Here is a 26287-nt window from a genome sequence, read left to right as displayed (position 1 = left end):
TGGCAATGCACAGTCTTGGAAAGCCGTGCCGGCTGCTTCGCCCGAACTCCGGCGATACGGCCGCCGGCCGGATCATTGATTGCCGGCTTTACAACGCCTTCAAGGCCGCGTCGTAATCCGGCTCGTTCTTGATCTCGTCGACCAGCTGGCTGTGCAGGACCTTGTTGTTTTCATCCAGTACCACCACCGCCCGGGCGCAGAGGCCGGCCAGGGGGCCGTTCTGGATGGCCACGCCGTAGTCCTGCTGGAAGCTGTAGTTCCGGAAGGTGGAGAGGGTTTCCACGTTCTTCAGGCCTTCGGCGCCGCAGAACCGGGCGGCGGCGAATGGCAGGTCGGCGGAGACGACCAGCACAACGGTGTTGTCCAGATTGCCGGCCTTTTCGTTGAACTTGCGGGTGGAGGCGGCGCAGACGCCGGTATCGATGCTTGGGATGATGTTCAGGATCTTGCGCTTGCCGGCCCAGTTGTCCAGCTTCACTTCTTCCAGGCCGCTGTTGGTCAGGGTAAAGGGCGGCGCATTGTCGCCCTTTTGCGGGAACTTACCGCTCAGTTCCAGGGGGTTGCCGTCCAGGGTGACGCTGCTCATGATGTGCTCCTTGGTGTCTGGGTGAGAGTCTTACGTACTCTGTGTAGACCACTTTGGATGATTTTGCATTCGGGCTTCGGGGAAAGGTCAGCTGGTGGATGGCTCTCGAAAACACGCTCCTTGCGGCACATCCCTGTGACGCTTGGCTGTCGCCATCCATGGCGACAGACAGTTTTCGCGAGCCATCCACCACCTGCCCCCACAGTCTCTGGGAAATTCGAAGCCCTCAGTTTTCTGCGAGCGAACGGAGACTTTCCTGGGTTTCAAATCCCTTGGCCGGAAACCGCTGAACCAGCAGCAGATAACAAGCCATTGCAAAGGCCGCGCAGGCGGCGATGATGGTGGCCATGACCAGAGAAGTGCCGTCGTGCAGGTGGCCGACGAGCATGCCGGCAATGGCTGCGATGGCCATCTGGGTGAAGCCGAACAGGGCCGAGGCGGAGCCGGCCATGGTCGGGAAGTTGGCCAAGGCGCCGGCCATGGTCTGGGGCAGCACCATGCCGGTGCCGATCATGAACAGCGCCTGGGGCAGGATCACCGCCCAGACGTTGTACACCTCGCTGACGGCCAGCACCGCCATCAGGCTGCCGCCTGCTACCGCGATGATCAGCCCGCGTAAAAGGATCTGGTCCGGCACCAGGCGGCTGCCCAGGCGCACCGCTGTCAGGTTGCCGGTAATGTAGCCGGCCACCATGCAGGCAAAGTACAGCCCGAACTGCTCGGTGGGCACGCCCAGGAAGTCGATGAGCACGAACGACGACCCGGACAGGAACGCGAACAGTCCCGAGAAAATCAGCGCGTTGGTCAGGGTATAGCCCAGGAAGCTGACGTCGCTGGCGATGGTCCGGTAATTCCGCAGCAAGCTGCAAAGCTTCAGGGACTGGCGATGCTCCGGGCGCATGGGCTCGGGGATCCCGAAGGCCACCACCACCGCCATCACCAGCGCGTAACCACCCAATGCCAGAAACACCGAGGCCCAGCCCAGGTTGGCGGTCAGCAGGCCGCCAATGGTCGGCGCCACCGCCGGTGCCAGGGCCATGATACTGGCCAGGATCGCCAGAATCTTTGCTGCCTCGCGTGGGGTATAAATGTCCCGGATCGCCGCCCGACCCAGAACCGGCCCGGCCGATCCGCCCAGGGCCTGCAGGAACCGGCACAGGATCAGGGTTTCAATATTGGTGGCCAGGGCACAACCAATGCTGGCCATGGCAAACAGCACAAACCCGCCGATCATGACCGGCTTGCGCCCGAACCGGTCGGCCAGGGGCCCGCAGATCAACTGGGCGATGGCAAACCCAACCATGTACAGGCTGAGCGTCAGCTGCACTTGATCAACGCCGGTTGTAAAGTCGGAACCGATCTGTGGCAGTGCCGGCAAATACATGTCCGTCGCCAGCGGCCCCAGAGCCACGGCGGCGGCAAGTAATACGGTTGTCCAGACACTGGTCAAAGTCAGCATGGGTTTCCTGATGCGTTGTTATCGCAAGAGTTCAACAGGTCGGGTCGGGTAGCGCTCTCCAAAACTGTAGAGGGCCATGGATGGCCCGAAACAAGCGCACATGGATGTGCTTGTAGCGTGTTTTGGAGAGCGCTACCCGACCCGGCCGATAGGGGAGTAGAGGCAGTCTAGGGCAGGAGTGCGAAGAAGATAACGGCAAGAAAGCTCATACAACCTATGAGCAAAACTAATTGATTAATGCTTCAGGGCATTAAGCCCCGCCGCCACCGCATTCACCTGATTGCGTAGCCACTTGTGGGCCGGGTCATTCTGATTGCGGCGATGCCACAGCATCAGCAGGGTAAAAGGCTTGAAATCAAAGGGTAGGGGCACCCAGGCAAAATCCCGTAGCAGGTGCTGACTCATACCCTCCGGGGCCGTGGCCAGCATATCGGAACCGCGCAGAAACTCCGGCAGCCCCGAGAAGTTCGACACCGTCACCACATTGCGACGCACCATGCCCCGGGCCTCCATGGCGGTTTCCACGGTCGGCTTCTCACCGGTGGCAAACAGCAGGGCAATGTGGTCTGCCTTCAGGTATTCCGGCAGATCCGCTGGCGGGTTCCGGTGTTCGGGATCGTAGAACACCACCATGCGATCAGCCATCAGACCGCGCTGCATGATGTCCGTGGCTTCCGGGGCGTGGGGGGAGATCACCAGATCGCAGACATCCTTGCGCAACAGATCCGCCCGCGGAATCCCTGACGGAATCACCTGCAGGCGGATGCCCGGGGCTTCCCGGCGCAGGGTGCGCACCAGCCCGGGCAGCAACAGATCCCGCTGGTAGTCATTGGCGGCGATGGTGAACGTGAATTCCGCCGTGGCCGGACTGAACGGCGGGCCCGCGGACAGGGACTGCAGATCGTCCAGGATCTGGCGCACATGGGGGCCGGCCTGAAGCGCGTAACGGGTGGGCACAATGCCGCGCCCGGACTTTACGAACAACGGGTCGCCCAAGGCCTGGCGCAGGCGCTCCAGGGTGTGGCTGACCGCCGACTGGGTCACGCCCAGCCTGACTGCGGCGCGCGACACGCTGCCCTCATCCAGCACCGCCAGAAAGGTGGTGAGGGCGCGAAAATCCAGGTTCAATGTATCAATCGGGTTCATGAATGGCAGTCTAACCCGCCATCCGGTAAACCGCTACGGCGCCGTAGTCGCCGCCCCGTTCGCCTTCAGAAAGGCCAGCATGCCCCCGGCCAATTCCGAGAAACAGGGATTGTAGGTCAGCCGGCTGGTGAACACCGGCCGCTCAGTGTCGTGCCAGGCGCTGAACCATAGCTCTTCCTCCGGCAACTCCCGACACGCCTCCAGGGACAGATTGTTGGGTTCCAGGCAGCGCTGCAGTGGAGCGCCCAGACCATAGAGCTCGTTGTCTGGCGAAATCAGCAGAGACTGGTGGGAAAACTCGAGAATGTTGGCCTCGGGCAGATAGCTGTTCAGGAACTGGATGCGATCGTCCGCCATCGCTTCCGGCCAGGGATTCCGCGTATCCCGGAAAATTATCATGGTATTGGCCGGGTGGGTGAAACGCTCCCGGAACCGGCTGACCAGGTATTCCAGGTTGATCACCGAATCCGCCTCCGTGGCCGCCAGGAACAGCGGCATCTCCAGCGAGCGTGACTCTGACATCCGCTTCTGCACCGCCGACATGACCGTATCGAGCTGACTGCCGGCGTTAAAGGAAAACGACTCGTACTTCACGGGATTGAGCTCCGGCTCCTTCTCCAAAAAGTCGCCGAACGCATCGGCAATGGGCGCCAGCCAGAGGTAATCCCGCAGGCCATTGAGCTGCCAGGCGGGCGCCACGGCGATCAGTCCCGCCGGCCGGGGCCCGCTGTCGGCCAGGGCGTAATCAGTCGCCAGTGCACCGCCCAGGGAAAACCCGCCAATGAAGGCCCGGTCCACCTCCTGTGACAGGGCAGTGAAGTGATCGCGCACCTGCGCCCGCCAGACCTCGGCGCTGGCAGTCACCATATCGCCGGGCCGCGTGCCGTGACCCTGCAGCAAGAGCGAGCGGACCTCCACGCAATGCGCGGCCAGATACTCGGCCAGATCCCGGAACACGAATGGTGAATCACTCAGGCCATGCACCAGCAGCAGACCTGTGCGGTCGCCGGATGGGCAACCAGCCGCCGGCGTCCGCCGGAACGGCAGGTTCCATTCCACCTGCTGCTCGCGCTCAAAGCCGCTCACGGGTACAAGATTGGTGGCAACGTGAGCCCGCACCGATTGCACGTACCGATCAAAGTCCTCCACCGGCCCGGCAGAAAGCATTGATGGCCCTGGGCGGTACAGGTTTCCACCGGTTGCGCAGGCTGTGGTGGTAGCCAGGGCAAGGGTGACAGCGAGTGTTCGGAAAATCGTTATGATTGGCCGGTCCACGGGGCTCCTCTGAATGATCATACTGTTTGGGGTGCTCCGATTGAGCGATCGTTCAAAATCCGCTAGTGTCCTTCAGATACGACAGCATAACCGCTACCGGATGAGGAGCCCGCACAATGACCCCGACCCTCGCGTTCGACGTTTACGGCACCCTGGTGGACCCCATGGGGATGTCCCGCCTGCTGGCGGAAGACGCTGGCGACCGGGCCGAGGCAGTGGCCGCCCTCTGGCGGGAAAAACAGCTGGAGTTCTCGTTCCGGAAAGGCCTGATGAAAGTCTACGAAGACTTCGGCGCCTGCACCCGACAGGCTCTGCGCTACGCCATGGCGACCCACAAGCTGCCCCTGGCTGAGGAGCGTGAAAACGCCCTTATGGCCGCCTACCTGTCGCTGCCCGCGTTCGACGATGCCCTGCCGGCACTGAAAAGCCTCAAAGGAGACTATTCGCTGTTCGCCTTCTCAAACGGCAGCTATCCGGCGCTGGAGAAGGTGCTCGGTCACAACCAGTTGCTGGACCAGTTCGATGGTCTGGTCTCGGTAGACGACATCAAAAGCTTCAAACCCGATCCGGCCGTCTACACCCACGCCCGCAGAGCCACCGGGGCCTGGGACAAGCCACTGTGCCTGGTATCGAGCAACGCCTGGGATGTGATCGGGGCGCGGGCAGCGGGGTTGCTGGCCGTCTGGGTCAAAAGGGATCCGGACAAGGTTTTCGAGGACTGGGGAATCCAGCCCTCGGCGGTGATCAACAGCCTGTCAGAACTAAAGTCGACCCTGAAAAACCTCTGAAGCCAGCGGAGGCGGGCGTTGGGGTGCGCCTTCCAAAACTGTCTGTCGCCAGGGATGGCGACAGTCAAGCGTCACATGGACGTGCCGCAAGGAGCGTGTTTTGGAAGGCACACCCCAACTCCCGCCGGCATGCTCCAAACCGAAACAATCAGTCCGACCGCTCCGCCAACCACTCAGCCATTGCCAGCCAGCTCTCCCGCGGCGCCTTGCTCCCCGCCAGAATCCCCATGTGCCCACCCGGCACCACCCGAAACGTCTTGTCGGTGGAACTCACATGATCCATCACCCGCTTGGCCGCGCCTTCGGTCACCAGCGTGTCCTCGCGGCCGGCAATAGCCAGTAAGTTGGCACTCACATTGTCGAGCCTGGCAATGTCCTCGCCAATCTGGATCTCGCCCTTCGAGAGCTGATTATCGATCCATACCCGCACCACCGTGTCCTGAATCACCCCGCCGGGGTACGCCACCATACGGTCCAGGAAGGCCGAGGTGGTGGCATGGTTGGTGACAAACTCGCGATCACCGAGCCGGATAATCAGCTCCCAGTAGCTCATCACACTGGCAATCGGATTGGTGAGCTTGAAGCCAATGGTGTTGGCCCAGCCTGGTGTGTGGAACCAGTGCGGCTTCACATTGTGCAGGCGGAACCCGCTGCGCTTACGAATGAACCCCGCCACGTCCGCCAGTCGCTGGTTCAGCAGCCCGAGGATGCCGGAAGCATGACTGTCGATGGGCGAGCCCAGCACAATGGCATTGCGCACGTGCTGATCGTTGCTCAGGGCCGAATAGAACAGGGTGAACATGCCGCCCATGCTCCAGCCATGCAGCGACAGCTCCTGCTCACCACTGTGCTCGCGCACCCGGTTCAGGTAGGCCGGCAGCAACTCCGCCACATAAGTGTGCAGGTTGTAGTGACTGTGCTCCCGGGTGGGAATGCCCCAGTCGATCAGGTATACCTCAAAGCCCCTGGCCCGCAGGAAACGCACCAGACTGCGTTGAGGAAACAGATCGTAGATCAGCATGTTCACCGCCAGCGGAGGCACAATCACAATCGGTGTCTTGTGGGCCTGGCGTTCCACGGGGATGGTTTCGCCGTCCAGCTCGATAAAATCCTCCGCCAGGGGCGGGTAGTAGCGCAGACTCACCAGACCATCGGTGAACAGAGTCTCAAACGGTGTTTGTCCGGCCTGGACCAGGCTGGCAGCCCGGAACACCCGGTCGAAGGCGTTGCCGGCGTAGAGTGCCGCCTGTCGGGACAGGCCTGCGGCGCGTCCGGCGGCGGATTTGAAGAGATTGGGCATGGGGGCGTCCATAAAAGCAGTGATCCATAACCGTGGCTGACTCGGATCGGGCAAGAATAAGTCAGTTGCACCGCCCAGAACCATGGCAGAACTGTCCAACTCAATGGGCAAACCGGTCACTTACGGCCACTGCCCAATCCGGACTCGGGTTGATATGATTGCACCCCATTTGGAAACAATAACCAAAAAAACAGGATTGCCATGCTCAGCTTTCTGCCCGCTCCCGTAATTGGTGTCATCAACTCAATCCTGCTGGGAATCAATACCCTGGTCTGGTGCGTCCTGCTGTACATCCCGGCCATCCTGAAGCTGATCATCCCGATCCACGGCTTCCGCGTGCTCTGCACCAAGGTGATTATCGCCATCGCCGAAACCTGGGTCGCCTGCAACACCGGCTGGATGAAACTGACCCATGGCACCAAGTGGGAGGTGCAGGGGGCCGACAAGCTCAAACGTGAGAGCTGGTACCTGGTACTGGCCAACCACCAGAGCTGGGTCGATATCTTCGCCATGCAGCGGGTGTTCAACCGCCGGGCGCCGTTCCTGAAATTCTTCCTCAAGCAGCAGCTGATCTGGGTGCCGGTGATTGGCCTGGCCTGGTGGGGCCTGGATTTCCCGTTCATGAAGCGCTACACCCGGGAATACCTGATCAAGCACCCGGAAAAGCGCGGCGAAGACCTGCGCTCTACCCGCCGGGCCTGTGAGAAATTCCGCTACACGCCGGTCAGCGTGATGAACTTCGTGGAAGGCACCCGCTTCAGCCAGGCTAAACATGACAAACAGAAATCGCCCTACCAGCACCTGCTGACGCCCAAGGCCGGCGGCGCGGCCTTCGTGCTGGATGCCATGGGTGATTCCATCCAGACCCTGGTGGACGTGACGATTGCCTACCCGGATGGCGCACCGACGTTCTGGGAATTTCTCTGTGGACGGGTGGGGGAAGTGAAGATGGAAATTCACACCCACGACATTCCCGACGAACTCAAAGGCCGGGACTATTCAACCGACGCGGAACACCGGCGGAATGTGAAGAACTGGCTGGCAGAACAGTGGCAGGCCAAGGACGAGCGTCTGGAACGGATGCTGGGCCGCTGAAACGGATTCAGCGGTCGGAATCGTCCTCCACTTCATCCGGATGTTCGCGCTTGTAGCGCTCCCACTCTTCCCAGTCGTGGGGCGTTCCGGCGTGGGGCCGGCGCAGGTGCCGGGCGTGCTCCATGGCGTTATGGCGCAGGCTGTGGTCCCGCTCTTCCTCGTCCTTGTCGAAGCCGTACTTTCTCAGAAATTCGTCAGGACTGATGGGCATGGCGCATCTCCCTCAGCGGATCATGTGCTCAATCATAGTCTAAGGTTTACGATGCGCCTGCCCGAGTGGTTTTTCAACCGTTGTCCGAACCTTCCGGTGAGCCGGTGTCCGGGGCTTCCACCAGTTTGAAATTGATCTGTCGACGCTCCTCGTCCACGCCGGCAAAGGTCACGGTTACCGGTTGCTCCAGCTGGAAAATCCGGCCGTTCTTGTTGTGGATCAGGCGCAGGGTGACCGGATCGAAGCTGTACTTGCCTTCCAGATCCTTGCAGCTGACGAAGCCTTCCAGTCCGTTGGCGTCCAGGCGCACAAAGAAGCCAGCCGGCACGGTACGGCTGATCACGCCGGCCATGGGCGTCTCGCCCAGGGTTTTCGCGAAGTCGCTCTTGAGCCAGGCCTCCAGGCTGTTGGCCGCTTGCCGGGCCCGCAACTGGGCGTTCTGAAGCAGCTCCAACTGGCCAGCATTCAGTGGCTTCATGGGGGTATCCCACAGGGCGGCCTTGATCAGCCGGTGCACGTAAAAGTCCGTGAACTTGCGCAGCGGTGAAGTAAAGGTGGTGTAGGCGCTCAGACCCATGCCCTGATGGGGTGCCGGCTCAAAGCCCAGCTCCGCCCGGGCCAGCTGCCGGGACAGGATGGCTTTCACCGGCACCTCGGTTTCCAGGGATTCGGTTTCTTTCATCAGGGTCCGGAAACCCTCGGCTTGTTGAGCGTCCACGCCAGCCAGGTGGGGCGCGTGTGCTTCAAGTAACGCCCGGATGTTGTCGGCACGGTCATCCCGCAGGCCCGGATGCTGGATAAACAGGCCCGAGGCCTGGCCCGTCAGGAAATCGGCGGCACATCGGTTGGCCGCCACCATGCATTCCTCCACCAGGCGATGGGCCTCGTTCTGTACCGACGGCTCGATCAGGCGAATGCGCTTGTTCTCATCCAGGCGCAGTCGGAATTCCGGCCGGTCGGCGCTGAGCAGGGCGTGTTCGGCCCGCCATTTGCGGAGCGCAGTGGCAGCCTGGTGCAGCTGGTCCAGGCTATTGGCCACCGGCTCCGGCAGGGCCTTGATCTCATCATCCTCACGGCCCTCGATCAAATTGGAGACCAGCTCGTAACTCAGCTTGCCCTTGGACTGGATTACCGCCTGGTGAAAGCGGTAGTCGCCCAGGCTGCCATCGTTGTTGACCTGGAGGTCACACACCAGTGCCAGGCGCCGTACCTCCGGCATCAGCGAACATAGCCGGGTGCTGAGGCTGTCCGGAAGCATCGGCAGGGGCTCGCCGGGAAAGTAAATGGCGGTGGCACGGTTAAACGCCTCCTGTTCGGCGGGGCTGCCAGGTTCGATCACCGCGGTCGGGTCCGCGATGGCAATGGACAGGGTCCAGCCTGTGGCGTTGGGTTCGGCCAGCAGGGCGTCGTCCATGTCCTGGGTGCCGGGACTGTCGATGGTGACATAAGGACGGTCGGTACGGTCTTCGCGGCCGGCTTCCCGGCTGGTCAGATCGCTTTCGGTCAGGGCGTCCGCCTGTTTGCGGACCGGCTCGGGCCAGGAATCGGCGAGATCGAAGGTGGCCAGGGTAAAGGCGCGCTCGATGCCCGGTTCACCGGCCTTGCCGATCACCCGCAGCACTCGCGCCTGGCCCTTGCCGTCCTTGATCGGATGCCGGTGAATCTGGCAATAGATGTAGTCGTCCTGCTGGGCATTCATCCGTTCCTTTGGAGGAATGAAAATCCAGCGATTGATGCCCGGGGTTTCCGGCACCACAAAGTGACCCTTGCCCTTCACCAGGTAACGGCCAACGAAGGTGTTCAGACGGGTTTCCAGCAGTTCGTCGACCACACCCTGGGTCTTGCCTTTCTCCACCTCTTGCTCGGTGACATTGACCCGGTCCCCGGGCAACACCTTCTGCATTTCCTCAGGCGGCAGGAACACGTCGCGCCCCTCGTCCAGAGCCACAAATCCGAAGCGCCCGTTGGTGGCTTTAACGGTGCCGGGGAAAACCACCTTGTTTTCCTTGATATCGGATTTCAGCTGGCGCAACTGGCTGAGGGCGTCGGCATTGAGCATGAAGTAAACCTGGCTGGCAAAAATGAATGATGGGGCGGAGTATAACGGTTATGGCGCCATGCGTCAGATACCCGGTGTCAGCCTTCAGATTTCAGCCCAGAAACGCTGCAGGTTGGCCAGGGATTTGGTCAGCAGGTCGAATTCCGCGGTCTTGCCCTCCCGCTCGAACAGCTGCCTGCGGGCGGTATCGATGTCGAACAGCACCTCCCGCTGGGCTGGATCGCGGATGGTGCTCTGGATCCAGCCGATGGCTACGCGGCGCTGGCCTCGAGTGACCGGTTGCACCCGGTGCAGGGTAGAGGAGGGGTAAATCACCGCCGCCCCGGCAGGCAATTTGTAGGACTGCTCACCGGCCGTGGTATCAGTCACCAGTTCGCCGCCGTCGTAGCTGTCGGTGTCGTCCAGGAACAGGGTAAAGGAGATGTCCGTGCGCAGCCGGCCCTCGCCCCGCCCCATCACCGGATCATCCACATGGTTACCGTAGGTCATGCCGTCGCGATAGCGGCTGAACAGCAGAGGTGTCATTTTCGCCGGTCGCACCGCCATCTGGAATAGCGGGTGGCTCGTGAGTGCTTTCTCCACCTCCGTCCGGAGGGCCCTGGCGGTGTCACTGGCCATGGCCATTTGCTCGTTGTTCTTCACCAGCCGGGCGTGCCAGCCCGCGGTTTTGCGACCGTCCTCAAAGTGGCCGTCGTCCAGCGCTGCCCGGACACGGGTCAGTTGTTCGTGGTTCAGGATGTCGCTGATGCAGAGAATCATCGGGTCTCCAATTCTTAATGGGAATAATTTGCAATCACTATATGGTTTAGAGCATCATGCACCACCATGTCAGAACCATCAATAATACCGTCATGGGAAGAGCGTGGCGGGCTTTTTCAGGAGAGAAGGATGAACAACCAGAAATTGAAACTCTGGACCGGCATCGGCATGGCGACCCTGCTGGCCAGCTCCGGCGCGATGGCAGACCAGCACGGTGGAGAGCACCACGACGAAATGATGACCTCCGGTGCCCACGGCGGCGAGGGCGGTGAAGGTGGTGAGCACCACGGTGGAGAAGGTGGTGAAAAGTCCGCTCACGGCGGTGAGGGTGGCGAGAACCACGGCGGCGAAGGTGGTGAAAAATCGGCCCACGGTGGTGAGGGCGGCGAACACCATGGCGGTGAAGGCGGTGAAAAGTCTGCCCACGGTGGTGAAGGTGGCGAAAGCCATGGCGGCGAAGGTGGTGAAAAGTCTGCCCACGGCGGTGAAGGTGGCGAACACCACGGCGGCGAAGGCGGTGAAGCCCATGGTGGTGAAGCCGGTGCCGCGTTCAGCTACTTCGCGGCTGGTGGCGAAGGCGGAGAAGGCGGAGAAGGCGGAGAAGGTGGAGAAGGCGGTGAGGCTGGAAGTGCCGTATCTGCGGTCAAGTCCGACGGCGCCTACGTGGCCATGCTGCACATGATGCAGGGCCATCTCATGGCGGCTCGAGAGCTGATCAAAGCCGGCAATGTGGCCGAGGGCCGTCCGCATTTGACCCACCCCTGGGCAGAAGTGTATCCGATGGCCGACGCCGGCCTGGATAGCCGGGGCCAGGACAGCCTTGGCAAGCACCTGAAAACGCTGGCAGAGAACGCGGGCCAGGTGGAGAAGTGGGGGGACACCAGCAAGACCTTCCAGGCGGCCTGGGTAGATATCGAAAAAGCCATCAAGTCGGTGGGTGGCCAGAGTGCTGCCAGCGTCTCGAAGGTGGTGCTGTCGCTGACCAAGCAGGCGGTTCTGGAATACGACGAAGCCTTGGAAGACGGACGCTTTGTGGCCGAGCATGAGTACCAGGACGGTCGAGGTTTTGTGCTGGCAGCCCAGGATTACCTGAAGAACAACCAGGGGATGCTGAAAAAGCAGAACAAGGAAGCCTGGCGTGATGCCGAAAAGGCGCTTAATGAGCTGCAGCAAGCCTGGCCGACGGCGCTGCCGCCGAAGCAGCCTGCCATGTCGGTTGCCAACCTGTATTCCGCCCAGGCTCGCCTGGAGCTGGCTCTGGCACCTTACCTCTACTGAGGTGGTGACCCGCCGGGGCCTCTGGCCCCGGCATTCCTGCCCTTACCCTCAGCTTTCGGCGCCAGCCCTGGCATCTCCGGAAGCATCAATACAGACCTGATTGCGACCGTTGGCCTTGGCCCGGTAAAGCGCCCGGTCGGCGTTTCTCAGAATGTTGTCCATGGTGTCATCGGGTGCGCAGAAATAACCGCCGATGCTGACGGTGACCGCCGTTCCGGTTTTCCGGCTTTCCTGTTCCACAGACGCGTGGATGCGACGGGCAATACTAGCCAGCGTGTCTTGATCACAGGGGGACAGCACCACCACGAATTCATCGCCGCCCCAGCGTCCCGGATGATCGTAGGGCCGCACGCCCGCCTTCAGCCAGAGTGCCACCCGGCAGAGTATCTGGTCCCCCGCCTGGTGTCCCAGCTCATCGTTCACGCTCTTGAAATGGTCAATATCCAGCCAGATGATACCGAAGCCGGTGCCCTGTCGCTGGGCCCTCTGGATTTCCTCATCCAGGATCTCGTCCAGGCCCCGGCGGTTCTTCAGGCCCGTCAGCGGATCGATGCGGGCGAGGCGATTCAGCTCCTCGGTGCGTTGGGCCACCTTGGCTTCCAGCTCCCGGGTGGACTGGCCCAAGGTTTGTGTCATTTTTTCAAAATGATCCGCCAGCCAGCCGATTTCATTGTCCGGTTTGTCCAGCCGTGGCAGGTCAAAGCTGCCTTCGCGAACCTTTTCCACGGCTCGCTCAAGGCCCATGATCGGCTTGAGAATGCGGGACTGGATAATCAGGTGAAACACCACCAGGGTGACCAGCAGGGCGGCCAGAAACACCGCCACCAATGGCCATAGATAGCTCTGGGGCAGCAGGGTGTTCAGATCCAGCAGGGTGATCTCGAACCAGCCGATGGCCGGCAGGAAGGCCACTCCGGCCAGGTGCTTGCGCCCGTCCACGGTGACAAACCCGCTTTCCACGTGCCCCGCTTCGGTGCTGCGTTTCTTGAGCAGCTGGAGCATGCCCAGGATCTGTTGCTTGTCCTGAGGGTCATCAAACAGCAGGTCGACGGTGTTTTTCTGGCCTTCGGGCTTGATGATGCTGGCAAAATCGATGTAATTGCGGTCGCGGTAGAGCTGGATAGCGCCGTTGTAATCGACAAACAGGGTGGTGATGCCTTCCTGGCCAATATCGACAATGTCCTGCAGGAAGCTGTCGAGGTTCAGGCCGGTACCCACCATGCCGACAATGGTGCCTTCCTGGTTCCGCATGAGGACGTCGATCCAGAGCTTGGTTACGCCTAGCTCGGTGTCGGGATTCACGTTCAGGTGGAAATCCCGGCCTTCCTCAATCAGCTGGAAGAACCAGGCGTCGTCGGGTTTTTCCGGATCCAGGACATAGCGGAACTGCTTACCCGCGTATTCATTGGCGGCATTGTTGTAGTAATAATGGCCGTTGGCCACCAGGGCGACGAAGTAGCTGTTGTCCCGGAAACTGGCGCGAAAGCTTTCCATCTGCTGGATGGCGGTGTTCTTCAGGGAGGCGTCGTCGGGGTTTTGCGCCCACTCGACCAGCGCCGATGAGCGCGCCATCTGTTTGGCAAGACCGATTTCCCGCTCCAGCGATTGCAGCAGGCGGGCGCTGTCGTAGCGCACCTGGATTTCCGCTACCTGCTGGCCCCAGCGCTCAATTATGTCTTCCGACAATTCGCGGTAGGCCAGCCAGGAAGCCACCGATGCCACGATGATCAGGCTGGCGGCCAGACCGAGAATTCGGGTTTTCAGGCTCAACGAGGGTCCCTCTCCGTTCGTTCCGTATCTGCTGGGTCGGGTTCATGATAGAACACCGATTGGCCAGAGTGTAGAAAAAACGGACAGGAAAACCGGTTGCTCTGCTCAGTTGTGCTCGGAGAAAATCCGGGTTTGCCCGGCGTCGTTGAACAGGATCACCTTGTAGTGGTCCTTGCGGTCACCCATCTCCATGCCGGGGGAACCGGCAGGCATGCCGGGCACGCTGAGACCGGTGGCCTGCGGAGCTTCACTGAGCAGACGCCGGATGTCCTGTGCCGGCACATGGCCCTCAATCACGTAATCACCCACGAATGCCGTGTGGCAGCTGCCCAGGCCGGGCAGCAGGCCGGCATCGACCTTGATTTTGCCCATGTCGTTGGTGTTGGTGGCCTTCACCTCAAAGCCATTGTCCTCCAGATGCTTGACCCAATCGGTGCAGCAGCCGCAGGTGGGAGACTTGTACACGTGAATGCTCTGGGCGGCACCGGCGGCCAGGGCAGAGGTGCTGAATCCGAGAGCTGCCATCAGGCCCAGGGCAAGAGTGTGTTTTTTCATCGCTGTTACCTCAATGGTGGTGTTGATCGTTGTTTGCGCCAGTTGAGCCGGAGCCGGACAGCCAGAACCACCAGACGATGGCGGCCATCAGAGCCAGTCCTCCGACGTTGACCAGTACAGATTCCATCAGTTCCGTTCCTCTTTCGGGGTGGCTGCGTGCTCGCGGGCATCCGGGGTTGGCCGTTGGCTGGTCCGGAACAGGCGCAGCCGGTTGGCATTCGACACCACAGTCACCGAGGACAGGGACATGGCGGCGCCGGCCAGAATCGGGCTCATCAGTATTCCCCATACAGGGTAGAGCAGCCCGGCAGCGACCGGAATACCCATAGTGTTGTATACGAATGCGCCAAACAGGTTCTGGTGAATGTTCTTTACGGTGGCCCGGGAAATCTCGATGGCGTCCGGCACCCCGTGCAGTGATCCCCGCATCAGCGTGATGCCGGCGCTCTCGATGGCCACATCCGTGCCGGTGCCGATGGCAAAGCCCACATCGGCGGCGGCCAGGGCCGGGGCGTCGTTAATGCCATCGCCCACCATGGCCACGGTGTAGCCTTTGCCGCGCATTTCGCTCACCACTTCCGCCTTGTCTTCGGGCAGCACTTCCGCCCGGTAATCGTCGATACCCGCCTTCGCGGCAATGGCGCGGGCGGTGGCTTCCACGTCCCCGGTGACCATCATCACCCGGATGCCGGCATCGTGCAGACGGCGAATGGCGTCCTTGGAATCCGGCTTGATAGCATCGGCCACACCGATCACCCCGAGGGCGCGGGTGCCCAGCGCCAGGAACAGCGGCGTACCGGCTTCGGAGGCCACGGTGTCCGCGGAATCCGCCAGCGCCCCCAGATCAATGCCCCGGCTCTCCAGCCAGCGGCGGTTGCCCAGTCGAAGGGGCTCGCCGTCAAACTGGCCCTCTACACCCTTGCCGTTGTGGGCCTCAAAGCCGCTGATTGTGTCCGGGCGAACGCCCTCTTCCCGAGCCTTCGCGAGGATGGCTTCGGCCAGTGGGTGTTCCGAATGCTGTTCCAGCCCCGCAGCCAGGGCCAGCAGGCGATGGTCGTCGCCGTCCACGCTGTAGAGCCGGGTGACGGTCGGATGGCCTTCGGTGATGGTGCCGGTCTTGTCCAGAATCACCAGATCCAGCTTGCCCGCCGTTTGCAGGGCGTCTCCCTGACGGATCAGCGCACCGTACTCGGCGGCCTTGCCAACCCCGACCATCACCGACATGGGTGTGGCCAGACCCAGGGCGCAGGGGCAGGCAATGATCAGCACCGTGGTGGCGGCGACCATCATGTGCACAATCGCAGGCTCCGGCCCCACGTTGTACCAGACCAGTGCCGAGACAATGGCAATCAGCATGACCGTGGGCACAAACACCGCGGAAATTTTGTCGGCCAGCCGGCCGATGGCGGGCTTGGAGCCCTGGGCTTTCTTCACCAGCCGGATGATCTGCGCCAGCGCGGTTTCGCTGCCCACACGCGTGGCCTCGTACACGATAGAGCCATGGGTGTTCAGAGTGCCGGCAGACACCTCGTCGCCACGTGCCTTGCTCACGGGCATCGGCTCGCCGGTCAGCATGCTTTCGTCGATCCGGGTGGAACCTTCGGCGATCACACCATCCACCGGCAGTTTCTCTCCGGGCCGTACCCGGATGTGATCGCCCTTGCGAACCTCTTCCACCGGAATATCCCGCTCCTCGCCGTCGCGGATAACCCGGGCCGTTTTCGCCCGGAGGTCCAGCAACCGGCGCACTGCCTCCGAGGTCTTGCCCTTCGCCCGCAGTTCCAGGGCCTGACCCAGGTTGATCAGGCCGATGATCATCGCGGACGCCTCGAAATAGACATGCCGGGCCATTTCCGGCAGCGCGCCGGGCACACTGGCAACCACCATGGAGTAAAGCCAGGCGGTCCCGGTACCCAGGGCAATCAGGGTGTCCATATTGGCGTTGTGATGCCGGAAGGCCTTCCAGGTCCCGGTGAAGTAGTGCCCACCAGTGGCCGCCATCACCACCAGAGTCAGCAGGCCCAGGCCGAGCCAGGTGCTCTGGTTGGCCCCGGTAACCATCATGGAGCCAAAGCCCATACCCCAGACCATCAGACCAACGCCTAGGGTCAGGCTGACGGCCATCTTGGCCAGCAGGACCCGGTACTGCTTGCGATCCTCGGCCTGTTTCCGGTCGTCGGCCTCGTCTTCGTCCTCAATCACGCGGGCCCCGTAGCCGGCGCTTTCAACCGCCTTCACGAGAGCCACCGGATCGGCGTCGCCCGAGGCCGTCGCGGTGTTGTCGGCCAGGTTCATATGGGCGTGGTGCACGCCCTTCACCGACAGCAATGCCTTCTCGATGGTATTCACGCAGGAAGCGCAGGTGGCCCCGCTGACTGACAGATGGACCTGATCGTGTTCCGCAGCCGGCGTTTCCTCGGTGGCGCTATCGGCTTCGGGCGCGTCGCCCTCGACGGAGGGGGCGTCGTTCGCGGGAGAATGTGTCTTCTCTTTGTGCCCCCCGCCGGCACAGCAACTGGCAGGTTCAGAGTGTGTTTTCAGTGGCTGTGCGGGGTAACCGGTCTCGGTCACGATCCGGGCCGCCTCGGTGGCATCAATGCCCTCCGGCAGTGCCACCGTCTGGTTGGCCAGATCCACCTCGACCAGGTCGGCATCACCGGTCAGTGACTCCAGGGCGTTGCGAATCTTCTTCGCGCACCCCTGGCAGGAGGCCCCGGAAATACTGAGAGCGGTTTGTATAACAGGTGCATCATTCATTCGAGGTCACCTCCTCGTAGTCCTCGGACGGGCAGCAAGACTCTGCATCGTCCCAGTGTTCAATCAAGCGACAAATGGTGTGGCCGTCCGGCGTGCCATCCGGCATGTCCTGCCAGGCAGCCAGCGCCGAAATCATGCGCTTACGCAGCTGCTGCAATTCCCGGATTTCCCGCTCAACCTCCGCGAGACGCTGCTGAAAGACGTCCCGCACCATCGGGCAGGGCGAATTGTGATCATCGGCCTGGTCCAGAATCTCCCGGATCTCTGGCAACGAAAAACCCAGCTGCCGGGCCTTGCGGGCAAAACGTAGCCGGCGCAGATCCTCGGTGTCGTACTGCTGGTAGTTGTTGTCCGGATTCCGGGTCGGGCTGAGAAGCTTTTCCCGGGTATAGAACCGAACGGTATCCGGATTTACGCCTGCAGCTTCTGCAATCTCTTTTACTTTCATCGTCTTTTCACCCAGCCATCCTCGATGGCTTCAGGAATAAAAAATGAAGTCGGCGGAGTGCTGGAGTGGGGCAGGCGTCCGAAAATGCTCTGAGCCAGGGATGGCTCAGCGCAAGCGTACATGGATGTACTTGCAGCGGTTTTCGGACGCCTGCCCCACTCCAGTACGGCAAACTCCAGAATCACAGCATAAGACTAAAACCTGTGAGCTACTCACAGGTCAAAGGTTTTTGAAAGGAAAAAGTAGGGAGGTTTACTGACCCCTGGCGCGCAGGAAGGTCCCGCAGGTCTTGCACTGGTCCGGCGCCATCAGCTTGGCCTGCCAGCCAATCTTGTGGCCGCAGGCGGGACAGGCCAGCTTCAATTGCAGCACGATGATCGGCGTAATCAGGGCTGCGATCAGCACACCCAGGGGGCCCCAGCTGTCGTCACTGGACAGCCCCAGCTGGCTGCTGAACACCAGGATTATGGTCAGGGCCACGAAGGCAAAGAGGAAATAATTGCGGTTCCAGCGCTCCCACTGGCGAAGTTTCTCGTTCTGTTCCGGTGTCAGATATTGGGCAGACATACTCACTCACTCAACCGTTTATCCGTATCTTGGGGGCGGATAACCACCATTACAAACTCGACCCCTCGGCCAGGCCTGCGACCAGTATGCCCGACGCCAGAGCCTGCTCCAGATCCCGCGCCGGAATGGGTCGGCTGATCAGGTAACCCTGGGCAAAGTTGCACCGGTGCCGCTTCAGGAACGCCAGCTGTTCCTCGGTTTCCACACCTTCAGCCACCACCTGTATGTCGAGATTGTGAGCGAGGTTGATGACCGCCCGGGTGATCACGGCATCGTCGTGGCGCTCGGTGACCTCGGTGATGAAAGAACGGTCGATCTTCAGGACATCCACCGGGAAATCCCGCAGGTAACCAAGCGAGGAGTAACCCACCCCGAAATCGTCAATGGCCAGATGCACGCCCAGCTTCTGCAGACGCGACAGCTGGTTGCGGTTGCGCTCGATGTTCTGGATGAAAATTTCCTCGGTAAGCTCGAATTCCAGACGCTCGGCGGGGACATTCTCGGCTTCAAGGGCTTCCCGGATGTGATCCACCAGGGCCTCGTCGTCCAGTTCCCGGCCAGAGAGATTCACGGCAATGCGCAGGCCTTCCTGCTCGGTGCCTTTCCAGTCTGCCAGTTGCCGACAGGCGGCCATCACCACCCAGCGACCGATGTCGGTAATCCGGCCGCTCTCCTCGGCCAGCGGGATAAATTCCCCCGGGGGCAGCAGGCCCCGTCGAGGGTGTTGCCAACGAATCAGCGCCTCCACGCTCTGGATCTCGCCGGTGTCCAGGTTCAGTTGCGGCTGGTAGAACAGGACAAACTCGTCGTTGGTCAGGGCCTGGCTGAGGTCCTTGTCCAGTTCCAGTCGCATGACCTCGCGTTCCTGCATGCCTTCGGTGTAAAACTGGTAAGTGTTCCGGCCCTGCTCCTTGGCCCGGTACAGGGCAATGTCGGCGTTGCGCAGCAGGGTGTCCGAGTCCAGGCCGCTCTGGGGATACACCGCCACCCCCATGGTCGCGGTGATGCTGTGGGCCTCGCCCTGTACCTCGAAGGGCTGGTCGAAGCACTGCTTGATCTGGCCAAGAAGGTGAATGATATCGTCCAGGTCATCGACCTGCTGCTGGCACACCATGAATTCGTCGCCGCCCGAGTAGGCGACGAGGATCCGCTCATTGCTCAGGCGGTTGAGTCGTTCGGAGACCTTGATCAGAAGCTCATCGCCGAACTGGTGGCCAAGGGAATCGTTCAGTGTCTGGAAGCGGTCCAGGTCGAGCATGATCAGGCCAACCTGTCGCATTTGCCGATCCGCAATGTTCAGGGTGTGCGACAGGTCTTCCATGAAGAACCGGCGATTGGCCAGGCCGGTGAGGGTGTCGGTGGATTCCAGGCGGGCCAGATCGATCTGGATGGCGGTGCGCTGGGCAATCTCCAGATCCAGTTCCCGCCGGGTTTTCAGCAGCGACTGGTTGCGCTTGAGGATCAGCTGTACCAGCAGGGTGGTCAGGCTGGTCAGCAGGCCCATCAGCAGGAAGGTCGTGAAGGTCAGCGTTGGCCAGTTGCTGTACTGGTTCTCAACCCAGGTCTTTGCCGGCCGCAGGGTCAGCGTCCAGTCCAATGTGGGCAGGTCGACCGGCATTGAGTGCGAGAACGCGTCGCTGACCGGCAGGTCGCTGTTCAACTGGTAACTCAGCTCGCCGGCTTCGCGGATCTCCACCCGAAACGATTCCAGCACCCGTTCGGTGAGCAGTTGGCGCGCCAGTGTCTCCATCCGGAACACGCCGGCGATAAACCCGTTGTTGGCGATGCCCGAACCCACCGGGGCGTAGATCACCATGCCCTTGCCGCCCTGGCGAAGGTCTATGATACCGGACAGGTCCCAGTTGCCGGTACTCTGGGCGAGTGCCAGCGCCCGGCGGCGCTCATCGTTGAAGGCGACGTTATAGCCGACAACGTCCTGGTTGTCCGCCACCGGCTCCAGCCACCGGATAACATAATCCCGATCAATCCACTCGATGGCCTGGTAAACGCCAAAATCCTCCAGGTAGTTCCGGGCATCCTGGCGCCAGGTTTCGAGGGAAATAGACGGATCGTTCTGGAAGCGTTTGGCCATGCGGCGAATAGCCTCGGCGTGCACCAGAAACTCCCGTTGCAGATGATTGGCCATGGCCCGGGTCTCATTGGCCAGGTTGGCTTCAATCTGGGCCTTGTCCTGTTGTACCAGTCCGTAGCGCAGGCCTGTCGCCAGACCCAGGAAAACCAGAAAGATCACCACCGGAAACACCGGGCTCAGCAGGCCCGATACAACAGCTTTGGGGGGCGATGCGGGTTTATCCACAGTTTACTCCGTGGCCATGTACGGTGGTGCAGGCACGTTGCCGGCGCCAGCAGAAAAATGAACCATTTTGATCGGTTACCGCCATCAGTTGCTGGTAGGACGAAAATGCGGGAATTACTTACGTGGGTCGATTATGTCAGACCCTGAGGGGCGGTTACAGCAGAGTTGCGAAAGTGTGACGCAGTTCCTGATCCAGATCAGCAATCAGGCCCGTTTAGCGATACCCAGGCGGGGAATTTCCTGTTTTGGGCAGTGATCCATGACCACCGTCAGGCCCGCGGCCTCGGCCCTGGCGGCCCCCTCCTGGTTGATCACCCCGATCTGCAGCCACACCACCGGGATCTTCAGATCTATGGCCTGGTCAATCACGGGGTCGGTGCGTTCGGGGGCCAGGAACAGGTCGACCATATCCACCGGTTCCGACAGTTCCGGCAGATTCCCGTACACGGTTTCACCCAGCAGTTGTTGGCCAGCCAGGCGAGGGTTCACCGGAATGACCCGGTAACCCTGGTTCTGGAGGTAGGCCATGACGTCATGGGAGGGCCGGTGGGTTTTCTCACTGGCACCCACCAGGGCGATGGTCTTGACGGAGCTCAGGATCTGGCGGAGCTGTTCAGGCGCGTCAGTCGGCATGGCGGAGAGTGGCTCCAGTTCAGGGACGATGCGCTTCCAGGCAAACGGAAACGGACTGCGCGAACCTTAACGCGTGGGGCTTGTCGATTTCCACCTGCGCCCATTGCACGGCCTCATGTTCCATGACAATGGTCAGCACCTCATGTGTGAGGCGCTCGAGGAGGGCAAAGCGGTTGCCGTCCACATGCTGGATGATCTGCTTGGTGATGGTGCGGTAGTTGAGGGCGGCCGAGATCTCGTTTTCATTGATGGCCGCTGTTGCGTCATAGGTCAGGCGTATGTTGATCAGAACGTCCTGCTTGTTATTGATCTCCTCTTCCTTGATGCCAATGTAGGCTCGGAGCAGCAGATCCTTGATCCGCACTGTTGCCTGTCGATTCCCGCTAACCTCTGTCATGCCGCTTTCCTCCGGGAGCTGATTGATCAGCGGTGGCCGCCGATCAGGTTCAGAAACTCGGTACGCGTCGCCTGGGATTTACGGAACTGACCCAGCATCATCGAGGTTTTCATCCGCGAGTTCTGCTTTTCGACACCCCGCATCATCATGCACATGTGCTGGGCTTCGATGACCACGGCCACGCCCTTGGCGTTGGTCACACTTTCGATGGCCTCGGCTATCTGGCGGGTCAGGTTTTCCTGGATCTGCAGGCGACGGGCGTACATGTCGACGATGCGAGCAAACTTGGACAGCCCAAGAACCCGGCCCTGGGGCAGGTAGGCAATGTGACATTTGCCAATGAACGGCAGCATGTGGTGCTCGCACATGCTGTACAGTTCGATGTCCTGAACCACCACCATCTCGTCCATCGCGGACTCGAACACGGCGTTGTTGACCAGGTCGCCGAGATCTTGTTGGTAACCTCGGGTCAGGAACTGCATGGCTTTGGCGGCCCGCATGGGCGTGTCCTGCAGACCTTCGCGGTCAGGGTCTTCACCCAGCCCGCTGATAATGGCCCGGTAGTGCCCCGAAAGGTCGTCTAGGAGTTTGGTCATAATCTTGTCCGGTTAGCTGAATCTGTAGAGGGCCAAAGCTTAAGGCAATTTGCCCGGCATCGCATCTCCAGGATGTACGGGCAGCTTGCAGAAAAAGACCACTGTGACTGCGGTGCCGGGGTAACCGAGCGCTCGGGCTATGGCAGCCTGCACCGGTTTGTTCTACAGTTTCAGCCTGTGTCGAATCGCTGGGAACAACGCATGGAACAGGTGATACCCAATGTCAGTGGTGCGGCCGCCGCGGGGCGTCAGGCCGACACCCTGGAAGGGTGGCAGCACGGAGGCAAATGGTTCAGCTACGAGGGCCACGCTATTTTCAGTCGCATGGCGGGACGGGGCGAGCCACTGGTTCTGATTCACGGTTACCCCACGGCCAGTTGGGACTGGAATCGACTGTGGCCGATGCTGGTGCCGCACCACAACGTGCTGACCCTGGACATGCTGGGCTTTGGGTTTTCCGACAAACCGGCCGACTATCCCTACAGCATCCAGGACCAGGCCGACCTGTTCCAGGGCTGGATCGAACAGCTGGGGCTGTCGTCGGTGCACCTGCTGGCTCACGATTACGGTTGCAGCGTGGCCCAGGAGCTGATGGCCCGGGAGCAGGAAGCGAGCCTGCCATTCCGGATCCGCAGCGTGTGTTTTCTCAACGGTGCGCTTTTCCCCGAGGTACACAACCCTTTGCTGATCCAGAAGCTGTTGCGCAGTCCTCTTGGAGGACTGATCAGCCGGGGCCTGAGCAGGCGCAGCTTCGAGCGCAATTTCCGGCGCCTGTTCGGGACCCATAATCCTCCGGATCGCCAGGACATGGAGGATTTCTGGTACCTGCTCACCTATAACAACGGGCGGGGCATTCTGCATCGCCTGATTCAGTTCATGGAGGAGCGCCGTTGCCACCGCAATCGTTGGGTCTCGGCAGTGCAGAAGGCGGACCAGCCACTGCGACTGATTTCAGGCACCGCCGACCCGGTCTCGGGCGCAGCCATGGCCCGCCGGTATCGGGAGCTGGTGGCCGACCCCGACGTGGTGTGCCTGCGTAATGTCGGCCACTACCCCCACCTCGAAAGTCCCTGGGATGTGTTCAGCGCTTACCGGGACTTTCGCCAGAGCGCCGCGGGCGACTAAGCCGGATCAAGGTATCAGCGCTAGGCGGAGTCTGCTTCATCAATTGCCCCCCGACCGATCACCGGGAGCGGTCGGGCCGCATTGACCACCTGATTGCGGCCCTGGGATTTTGCCTGGTACAGGGCCTGATCGGCGCGGTTAAGCCAAACCGACCAGGTCTCCCCCTTGCTGACTTCCGCCACACTGGCGCTGGCGGTGACCTTGATGTCCTCCAGGAACGGCCGGGCACTGATACTGGTCAATAGCTGGTGGGCGAGGGCGTCGGCATCTTTCTGTCGGGTTTCCGGCAGTACCAGCATGAACTCCTCACCGCCAATCCGGAACAGTTGGTCGCTTTCCCTGAGACGTTTACGGAGTCTCAAGGCCAGTTCCCGGAGTACTCGGTCGCCGGCCAGGTGGCCCCACTGGTCGTTGATGGTCTTGAAATAGTCCAGGTCCAGCAGCACCAGGCTCGAGACCCGCTCATACCGTTCCCGCATCTGGATCTGGCCATTGAGGATATCGGCCAGTTGGGACCGGTTCAGGCAGCCGGTCAGGGGGTCGGTGGTAGCCAGCCGGGTCAGTTCATGCTGGAGCTTGCCCACCAGCCAGGCGAAGATCATGGCAAACAGGCAGGTCAGGCCGAGGGAAAAGGTGATGCGCCAGAAATCCGCCTCGGGAAAGCGAAGAAAAGAAACCACCGCCATGATCACCACAAACACACTGTTGCTGGCGATGGCCTCACGCAGGGGCAGGAGGAAAAACAGTGCAGTCGCTGCCGGGTAAGCCCAGTAAAGACCGGCATGGCCGTTAATGTGTGTGGAGTAGGCGGCGCTCACGACGGCGAGCAGCGGAAACAGTCGGCCTTTGAGGAAATAGGTGCCCCGTAGCTTCAGGAAGGCAATAACCAGCAGGGCGTTGACGCAGAACAGCACGAGGATGGCAGACAGCAGGTAGTGCGACTGCTGCCACTGCACCATCACCAGCGGTGCAACGGCAACAAAGGCCCAGAAGTGCAGGTGGTATACCAACTGCCGTTTGAAACCGAGTACCGCCAGGGTTGGATTGGCGGCCAGGGAATCGGGGGGTACAGAGAATTTCACAGCTTACTCCTGCTGTCTGGTTCTTGAGAGCCCGCATCCGTTGTCGGGCCGGTCCTTGATTCTGCCAGAGCCATGTTCTTACTGAAGCAGATAGCGCCATTTATGGCCACCATTAGTTTTGTTCAGTTGGCCGGCGGATGTCCACTTGGTTAAACTTTGCGGGAAACTTTCAGGGAGCAACTCCAGGGACCCAGCCAATGACCGCTATCCAGACCCGTGAACCGGCACTGACCATACGCGCAGGCAGGCGCGCGCTGCAGCGACTCAGGGACAAGCCGCTGTCGGCAGAAGATGTTCACGTTATACCCGGCGCCGCGGGCGGTCCCAAAGCGCTCGGTATCAGCGGCCTCGACAAGGCCATTTTCGGTGACTGGCTGCCCAAGGTACCCCAGGAGCGTTCCCTGATCGGCTCCTCCATCGGGAGCTGGCGTTTTGCCGCCATCGCCTCTTCAGACGATCCCCGGGCGCAACTCGCCCGGCTTGCCGAACTGTACACCATGCAGCGCTTTGCCAAGGGCGTCAGCGCGGCCGAGGTCAGCCGCAAAAGCGTGCTGTTCCTTGAGGAACTATTGGGTGGCCGGGAACAGGCTATCCTCAACCATCCATGGTACCGGCTGAACATTGTGGTGGTACGCAGCCTGGGAATGCTTTCAGAGGACACCCGAGGCCGGCTCGGCCTCGGCCTGATGCGTGCCATCAGTGCCAACATGGTCAGCCGTCGGCACCTTGGCCGGTTCATGGAGCGAGGCATCATTCATGATGCCCGTTTGAAGGCGCCGGTTGCCAAGCTGGTGGACTTTCCCAGCCACGAAGTGGCTCTGACACCGGACAACTTGCTGCCCGCGCTGCTGGCATCGGCGTCCATTCCTCTGGTGATGTCGGGTGTGCGCAACATCCCCGGGGCACCGGAGGGCGTCTACCGTGATGGCGGGCTTCTGGACTACCACCTGGACCTCCCCTACCAGCAGCCCGGGGTAGTGCTGTATCCCCACTTTACCGATCGCGTGGTGCCCGGATGGTTCGACAAGTCTTTGCCCTGGCGGCGCGGTGATGCCACCCGGTTGCAGGATGTGTTGCTGGTTGCGCCGTCCAAGTCTTACCTTGAGTCTCTGCCCGATCGCAAGCTGCCGGATCGCAAGGATTTTGAGCGTTACGCGGGCGATGACGCCGGCCGGGAACGGGCCTGGAAACAGGCCATTGCCGAAAGTGACCGGCTGGGGGACGAGTTCATGGAGCTGGTGGAGAGCGGGCGTATTTGTGAGTTTGCGCAACCTCTTTGAGCTTGCATTGGTGTTGTCCGTGAATGCTTTTGTTACTCTTACTATCCTTCAGGAATGGTATTTAATTCGGGTTTCAGGAACGAAACGCTGCATAGGAAGCGGACTGCGCAGGAAGTAGTCTGGATGAACAGGGAAAGGTTTAAGGTTTTAGTCGGCTTGTCGGCCTCGTTTTCTGGAATTGCCCGGGTGCTCTGGCCCGCGTTCTATCCCCCCCCCCCCCCCCCCCCGGTTTTTGGAAACATGGTAAGAGTCTATGTTGATCACTGATACCTACAGAATATTCAATTCCAGGGGTGGTGTGGTTAACATCGACCGAGCCATTTACCCGAGGCTTTGGTATTTTATCGCCGCTTCAGTGATCTTTTCGCCATTGGTCTTGTATCTGTGGAATGCTCCGCAGTGGGAGATCTGGCTCAAGTTTTTTGCCGCTGCGGATTTACTTGTCTTCTACGCTATCGCCCATCTGCTTATCCCGGATAAATTGATTACTTTGGAGGAAGATGGCTTAAAGTTCGTTCTCAGGGGTTCCTGGTGGTTTAAATATCGGGGTGAAGAGTACTATTCCCTCGGCTCCTCCAAAGTGCTTAAAGGTGTTATGTCGGACGGCGCGCCATCCACTTACTACAGGTTGGAGATCAGGACTGACGACGGGTTGAGGTTTTTTATGGGAATAGACAGCAGTGGTAGCAAGAAGCCTAAAGAATTAGAAAAGCTGGGCTTACTATTAGAAAACGCAACCAATGGCCGGCTAAAACATAAGAAAAGTTATTGGACGAAATAGCCTTGGCGATCGGCATCCATCCT

General features: G+C 60.9%; 24 protein-coding genes. 6 read left to right on the top strand and 18 right to left on the bottom strand.

What is annotated here, in order from left to right; all coding sequences use genetic code 11:
* Positions 1-88: 88 nt before the first annotated feature.
* From tpx to BM344_RS09785, 4 genes are all read right to left on the bottom strand, one after another.
* Complete coding sequence (tpx, locus tag BM344_RS09800; protein ID WP_091988945.1) at positions 89-586, bottom strand: thiol peroxidase; 498 nt, start codon at positions 584-586, stop codon at positions 89-91.
* A 226-nt stretch (positions 587-812) separates the two neighbouring features.
* Positions 813-2045: a Bcr/CflA family multidrug efflux MFS transporter gene (locus BM344_RS09795; protein ID WP_091988943.1), complete on the bottom strand. Its 1233-nt coding sequence runs from the start codon at positions 2043-2045 to the stop codon at positions 813-815.
* Between the two features lie 234 nt (positions 2046-2279).
* Positions 2280-3191, bottom strand: coding sequence for a LysR family transcriptional regulator (locus BM344_RS09790; protein WP_091988940.1), 912 nt, complete (start codon positions 3189-3191; stop codon positions 2280-2282).
* A gap of 33 nt (positions 3192-3224) precedes the next feature.
* Positions 3225-4358 (bottom strand): alpha/beta hydrolase, encoded by a 1134-nt coding sequence (locus tag BM344_RS09785; protein WP_228143589.1) that lies wholly within the window; start codon positions 4356-4358, stop codon positions 3225-3227.
* Positions 4359-4582: 224 nt separating this feature from the next.
* Here BM344_RS09785 and BM344_RS09780 point away from each other — a divergent pair, with 224 nt between their 5' ends.
* A complete protein-coding gene (locus BM344_RS09780; RefSeq protein WP_091988937.1) occupies positions 4583-5254 on the top strand; it encodes a haloacid dehalogenase type II in 672 nt (223 codons plus the stop codon).
* Positions 5255-5402: 148 nt separating this feature from the next.
* Here BM344_RS09780 and BM344_RS09775 read toward each other — a convergent pair whose 3' ends face one another.
* The gene (locus BM344_RS09775; protein WP_091990980.1) at positions 5403-6554 is read right to left on the bottom strand and encodes an alpha/beta fold hydrolase; all 1152 of its coding nucleotides are present in this window, start codon (positions 6552-6554) and stop codon (positions 5403-5405) included.
* Positions 6555-6755: 201 nt separating this feature from the next.
* On the opposite strand from BM344_RS09775, the gene BM344_RS09770 reads away from it, so the two are divergent.
* Positions 6756-7649, top strand: a complete 894-nt coding sequence (locus tag BM344_RS09770) for an acyltransferase (RefSeq protein ID WP_091988935.1) — start codon at positions 6756-6758, stop codon at positions 7647-7649.
* 7 nt (positions 7650-7656) lie between these two features.
* Here the strand turns inward: BM344_RS09770 and BM344_RS09765 are convergent, their stop codons facing one another.
* The 3 genes from BM344_RS09765 to BM344_RS09755 all read right to left on the bottom strand — a co-directional run bounded on the left by BM344_RS09765 (position 7657) and on the right by BM344_RS09755 (position 10678).
* Positions 7657-7860: a hypothetical protein gene (locus BM344_RS09765; protein ID WP_091988932.1), complete on the bottom strand. Its 204-nt coding sequence runs from the start codon at positions 7858-7860 to the stop codon at positions 7657-7659.
* A gap of 73 nt (positions 7861-7933) precedes the next feature.
* Positions 7934-9919: a ribonuclease R family protein gene (locus tag BM344_RS09760; RefSeq protein WP_091988929.1), complete on the bottom strand. Its 1986-nt coding sequence runs from the start codon at positions 9917-9919 to the stop codon at positions 7934-7936.
* 84 nt (positions 9920-10003) lie between these two features.
* The gene (locus BM344_RS09755; RefSeq protein ID WP_091988925.1) at positions 10004-10678 is read right to left on the bottom strand and encodes a Fe2+-dependent dioxygenase; all 675 of its coding nucleotides are present in this window, start codon (positions 10676-10678) and stop codon (positions 10004-10006) included.
* Between the two features lie 129 nt (positions 10679-10807).
* Here BM344_RS09755 and BM344_RS09750 point away from each other — a divergent pair, with 129 nt between their 5' ends.
* A complete protein-coding gene (locus tag BM344_RS09750; protein ID WP_208603389.1) occupies positions 10808-11956 on the top strand; it encodes a hypothetical protein in 1149 nt (382 codons plus the stop codon).
* Between the two features lie 48 nt (positions 11957-12004).
* Here BM344_RS09750 and BM344_RS09745 read toward each other — a convergent pair whose 3' ends face one another.
* The 9 genes from BM344_RS09745 to folE all read right to left on the bottom strand — a co-directional run bounded on the left by BM344_RS09745 (position 12005) and on the right by folE (position 21996).
* Positions 12005-13726 (bottom strand): GGDEF domain-containing protein, encoded by a 1722-nt coding sequence (locus tag BM344_RS09745; RefSeq protein WP_091988922.1) that lies wholly within the window; start codon positions 13724-13726, stop codon positions 12005-12007.
* 105 nt (positions 13727-13831) lie between these two features.
* A complete protein-coding gene (locus tag BM344_RS09740) occupies positions 13832-14281 on the bottom strand; it encodes a DUF411 domain-containing protein (protein WP_091988918.1) in 450 nt (149 codons plus the stop codon).
* Between the two features lie 126 nt (positions 14282-14407).
* Positions 14408-17038, bottom strand: coding sequence for a heavy metal translocating P-type ATPase (locus BM344_RS09735; protein WP_091988916.1), 2631 nt, complete (start codon positions 17036-17038; stop codon positions 14408-14410).
* Entirely contained in the window at positions 17031-17486 is a 456-nt protein-coding gene (locus BM344_RS09730; RefSeq protein ID WP_091988913.1) for a MerR family transcriptional regulator, read from the bottom strand. The genes BM344_RS09735 and BM344_RS09730 overlap by 8 nt, the downstream gene beginning before the upstream one ends.
* A gap of 252 nt (positions 17487-17738) precedes the next feature.
* The gene (locus BM344_RS09725) at positions 17739-18053 is read right to left on the bottom strand and encodes a hypothetical protein (RefSeq protein ID WP_091988910.1); all 315 of its coding nucleotides are present in this window, start codon (positions 18051-18053) and stop codon (positions 17739-17741) included.
* A gap of 49 nt (positions 18054-18102) precedes the next feature.
* Positions 18103-20370, bottom strand: a complete 2268-nt coding sequence (locus tag BM344_RS09720; protein ID WP_091988908.1) for a putative bifunctional diguanylate cyclase/phosphodiesterase — start codon at positions 20368-20370, stop codon at positions 18103-18105.
* 204 nt (positions 20371-20574) lie between these two features.
* Positions 20575-21003, bottom strand: a complete 429-nt coding sequence (locus tag BM344_RS09715; RefSeq protein WP_091988905.1) for a CoA-binding protein — start codon at positions 21001-21003, stop codon at positions 20575-20577.
* Positions 21004-21022: 19 nt separating this feature from the next.
* Positions 21023-21400 carry a dihydroneopterin triphosphate 2'-epimerase gene (gene folX / locus BM344_RS09710; protein WP_091988902.1) on the bottom strand — a complete coding sequence of 126 codons (378 nt, stop codon included), beginning with the start codon at positions 21398-21400 and terminating at the stop codon, positions 21023-21025.
* A gap of 26 nt (positions 21401-21426) precedes the next feature.
* The gene (folE, locus tag BM344_RS09705; RefSeq protein WP_091988899.1) at positions 21427-21996 is read right to left on the bottom strand and encodes a GTP cyclohydrolase I FolE; all 570 of its coding nucleotides are present in this window, start codon (positions 21994-21996) and stop codon (positions 21427-21429) included.
* A 201-nt stretch (positions 21997-22197) separates the two neighbouring features.
* Here folE and BM344_RS09700 point away from each other — a divergent pair, with 201 nt between their 5' ends.
* Entirely contained in the window at positions 22198-23121 is a 924-nt protein-coding gene (locus BM344_RS09700) for an alpha/beta fold hydrolase (RefSeq protein ID WP_091990977.1), read from the top strand.
* A gap of 20 nt (positions 23122-23141) precedes the next feature.
* Here the strand turns inward: BM344_RS09700 and BM344_RS09695 are convergent, their stop codons facing one another.
* Positions 23142-24203 carry a GGDEF domain-containing protein gene (locus tag BM344_RS09695; protein WP_091988896.1) on the bottom strand — a complete coding sequence of 354 codons (1062 nt, stop codon included), beginning with the start codon at positions 24201-24203 and terminating at the stop codon, positions 23142-23144.
* Positions 24204-24400: 197 nt separating this feature from the next.
* Between BM344_RS09695 and BM344_RS09690 the strand changes: the two genes are divergently transcribed.
* Together BM344_RS09690 and BM344_RS09685 are read left to right on the top strand one after the other, a co-directional pair.
* Positions 24401-25483: a patatin-like phospholipase family protein gene (locus tag BM344_RS09690; protein ID WP_091988893.1), complete on the top strand. Its 1083-nt coding sequence runs from the start codon at positions 24401-24403 to the stop codon at positions 25481-25483.
* A gap of 253 nt (positions 25484-25736) precedes the next feature.
* Entirely contained in the window at positions 25737-26264 is a 528-nt protein-coding gene (locus BM344_RS09685; protein ID WP_091988890.1) for a hypothetical protein, read from the top strand.
* The last annotated feature ends 23 nt before the right edge of the window (positions 26265-26287 follow it).

It is taken from the genome of Marinobacter gudaonensis, from assembly GCF_900115175.1.
Lineage (GTDB): Bacteria > Pseudomonadota > Gammaproteobacteria > Pseudomonadales > Oleiphilaceae > Marinobacter > Marinobacter gudaonensis.
The sequence above is the reverse complement of the archived record's forward strand: the minus strand, read 5'-3'. Positions and strand labels throughout refer to the sequence as shown.

Coding starts and splice junctions, on each gene's coding strand:
- BM344_RS09730 (WP_091988913.1), bottom strand. CDS start 17,486: ATGAAAGTAAAAGAGATTGCAGAAGCTGCAGGCGTAAATCCGGATACC.
- folX (WP_091988902.1), bottom strand. CDS start 21,400: ATGACAGAGGTTAGCGGGAATCGACAGGCAACAGTGCGGATCAAGGAT.
- folE (WP_091988899.1), bottom strand. CDS start 21,996: ATGACCAAACTCCTAGACGACCTTTCGGGGCACTACCGGGCCATTATC.
- BM344_RS09685 (WP_091988890.1), top strand. CDS start 25,737: ATGTTGATCACTGATACCTACAGAATATTCAATTCCAGGGGTGGTGTG.
- BM344_RS09715 (WP_091988905.1), bottom strand. CDS start 21,003: ATGCCGACTGACGCGCCTGAACAGCTCCGCCAGATCCTGAGCTCCGTC.
- BM344_RS09735 (WP_091988916.1), bottom strand. CDS start 17,038: ATGAATGATGCACCTGTTATACAAACCGCTCTCAGTATTTCCGGGGCC.
- BM344_RS09750 (WP_208603389.1), top strand. CDS start 10,808: ATGAACAACCAGAAATTGAAACTCTGGACCGGCATCGGCATGGCGACC.
- BM344_RS09700 (WP_091990977.1), top strand. CDS start 22,198: ATGGAACAGGTGATACCCAATGTCAGTGGTGCGGCCGCCGCGGGGCGT.
- BM344_RS09770 (WP_091988935.1), top strand. CDS start 6,756: ATGCTCAGCTTTCTGCCCGCTCCCGTAATTGGTGTCATCAACTCAATC.
- BM344_RS09725 (WP_091988910.1), bottom strand. CDS start 18,053: ATGTCTGCCCAATATCTGACACCGGAACAGAACGAGAAACTTCGCCAG.
- BM344_RS09760 (WP_091988929.1), bottom strand. CDS start 9,919: ATGCTCAATGCCGACGCCCTCAGCCAGTTGCGCCAGCTGAAATCCGAT.
- BM344_RS09780 (WP_091988937.1), top strand. CDS start 4,583: ATGACCCCGACCCTCGCGTTCGACGTTTACGGCACCCTGGTGGACCCC.
- BM344_RS09790 (WP_091988940.1), bottom strand. CDS start 3,191: ATGAACCCGATTGATACATTGAACCTGGATTTTCGCGCCCTCACCACC.
- BM344_RS09690 (WP_091988893.1), top strand. CDS start 24,401: ATGACCGCTATCCAGACCCGTGAACCGGCACTGACCATACGCGCAGGC.
- BM344_RS09795 (WP_091988943.1), bottom strand. CDS start 2,045: ATGCTGACTTTGACCAGTGTCTGGACAACCGTATTACTTGCCGCCGCC.
- BM344_RS09785 (WP_228143589.1), bottom strand. CDS start 4,358: ATGCTTTCTGCCGGGCCGGTGGAGGACTTTGATCGGTACGTGCAATCG.
- BM344_RS09765 (WP_091988932.1), bottom strand. CDS start 7,860: ATGCCCATCAGTCCTGACGAATTTCTGAGAAAGTACGGCTTCGACAAG.
- tpx (WP_091988945.1), bottom strand. CDS start 586: ATGAGCAGCGTCACCCTGGACGGCAACCCCCTGGAACTGAGCGGTAAG.
- BM344_RS09755 (WP_091988925.1), bottom strand. CDS start 10,678: ATGATTCTCTGCATCAGCGACATCCTGAACCACGAACAACTGACCCGT.
- BM344_RS09740 (WP_091988918.1), bottom strand. CDS start 14,281: ATGAAAAAACACACTCTTGCCCTGGGCCTGATGGCAGCTCTCGGATTC.
- BM344_RS09775 (WP_091990980.1), bottom strand. CDS start 6,554: ATGCCCAATCTCTTCAAATCCGCCGCCGGACGCGCCGCAGGCCTGTCC.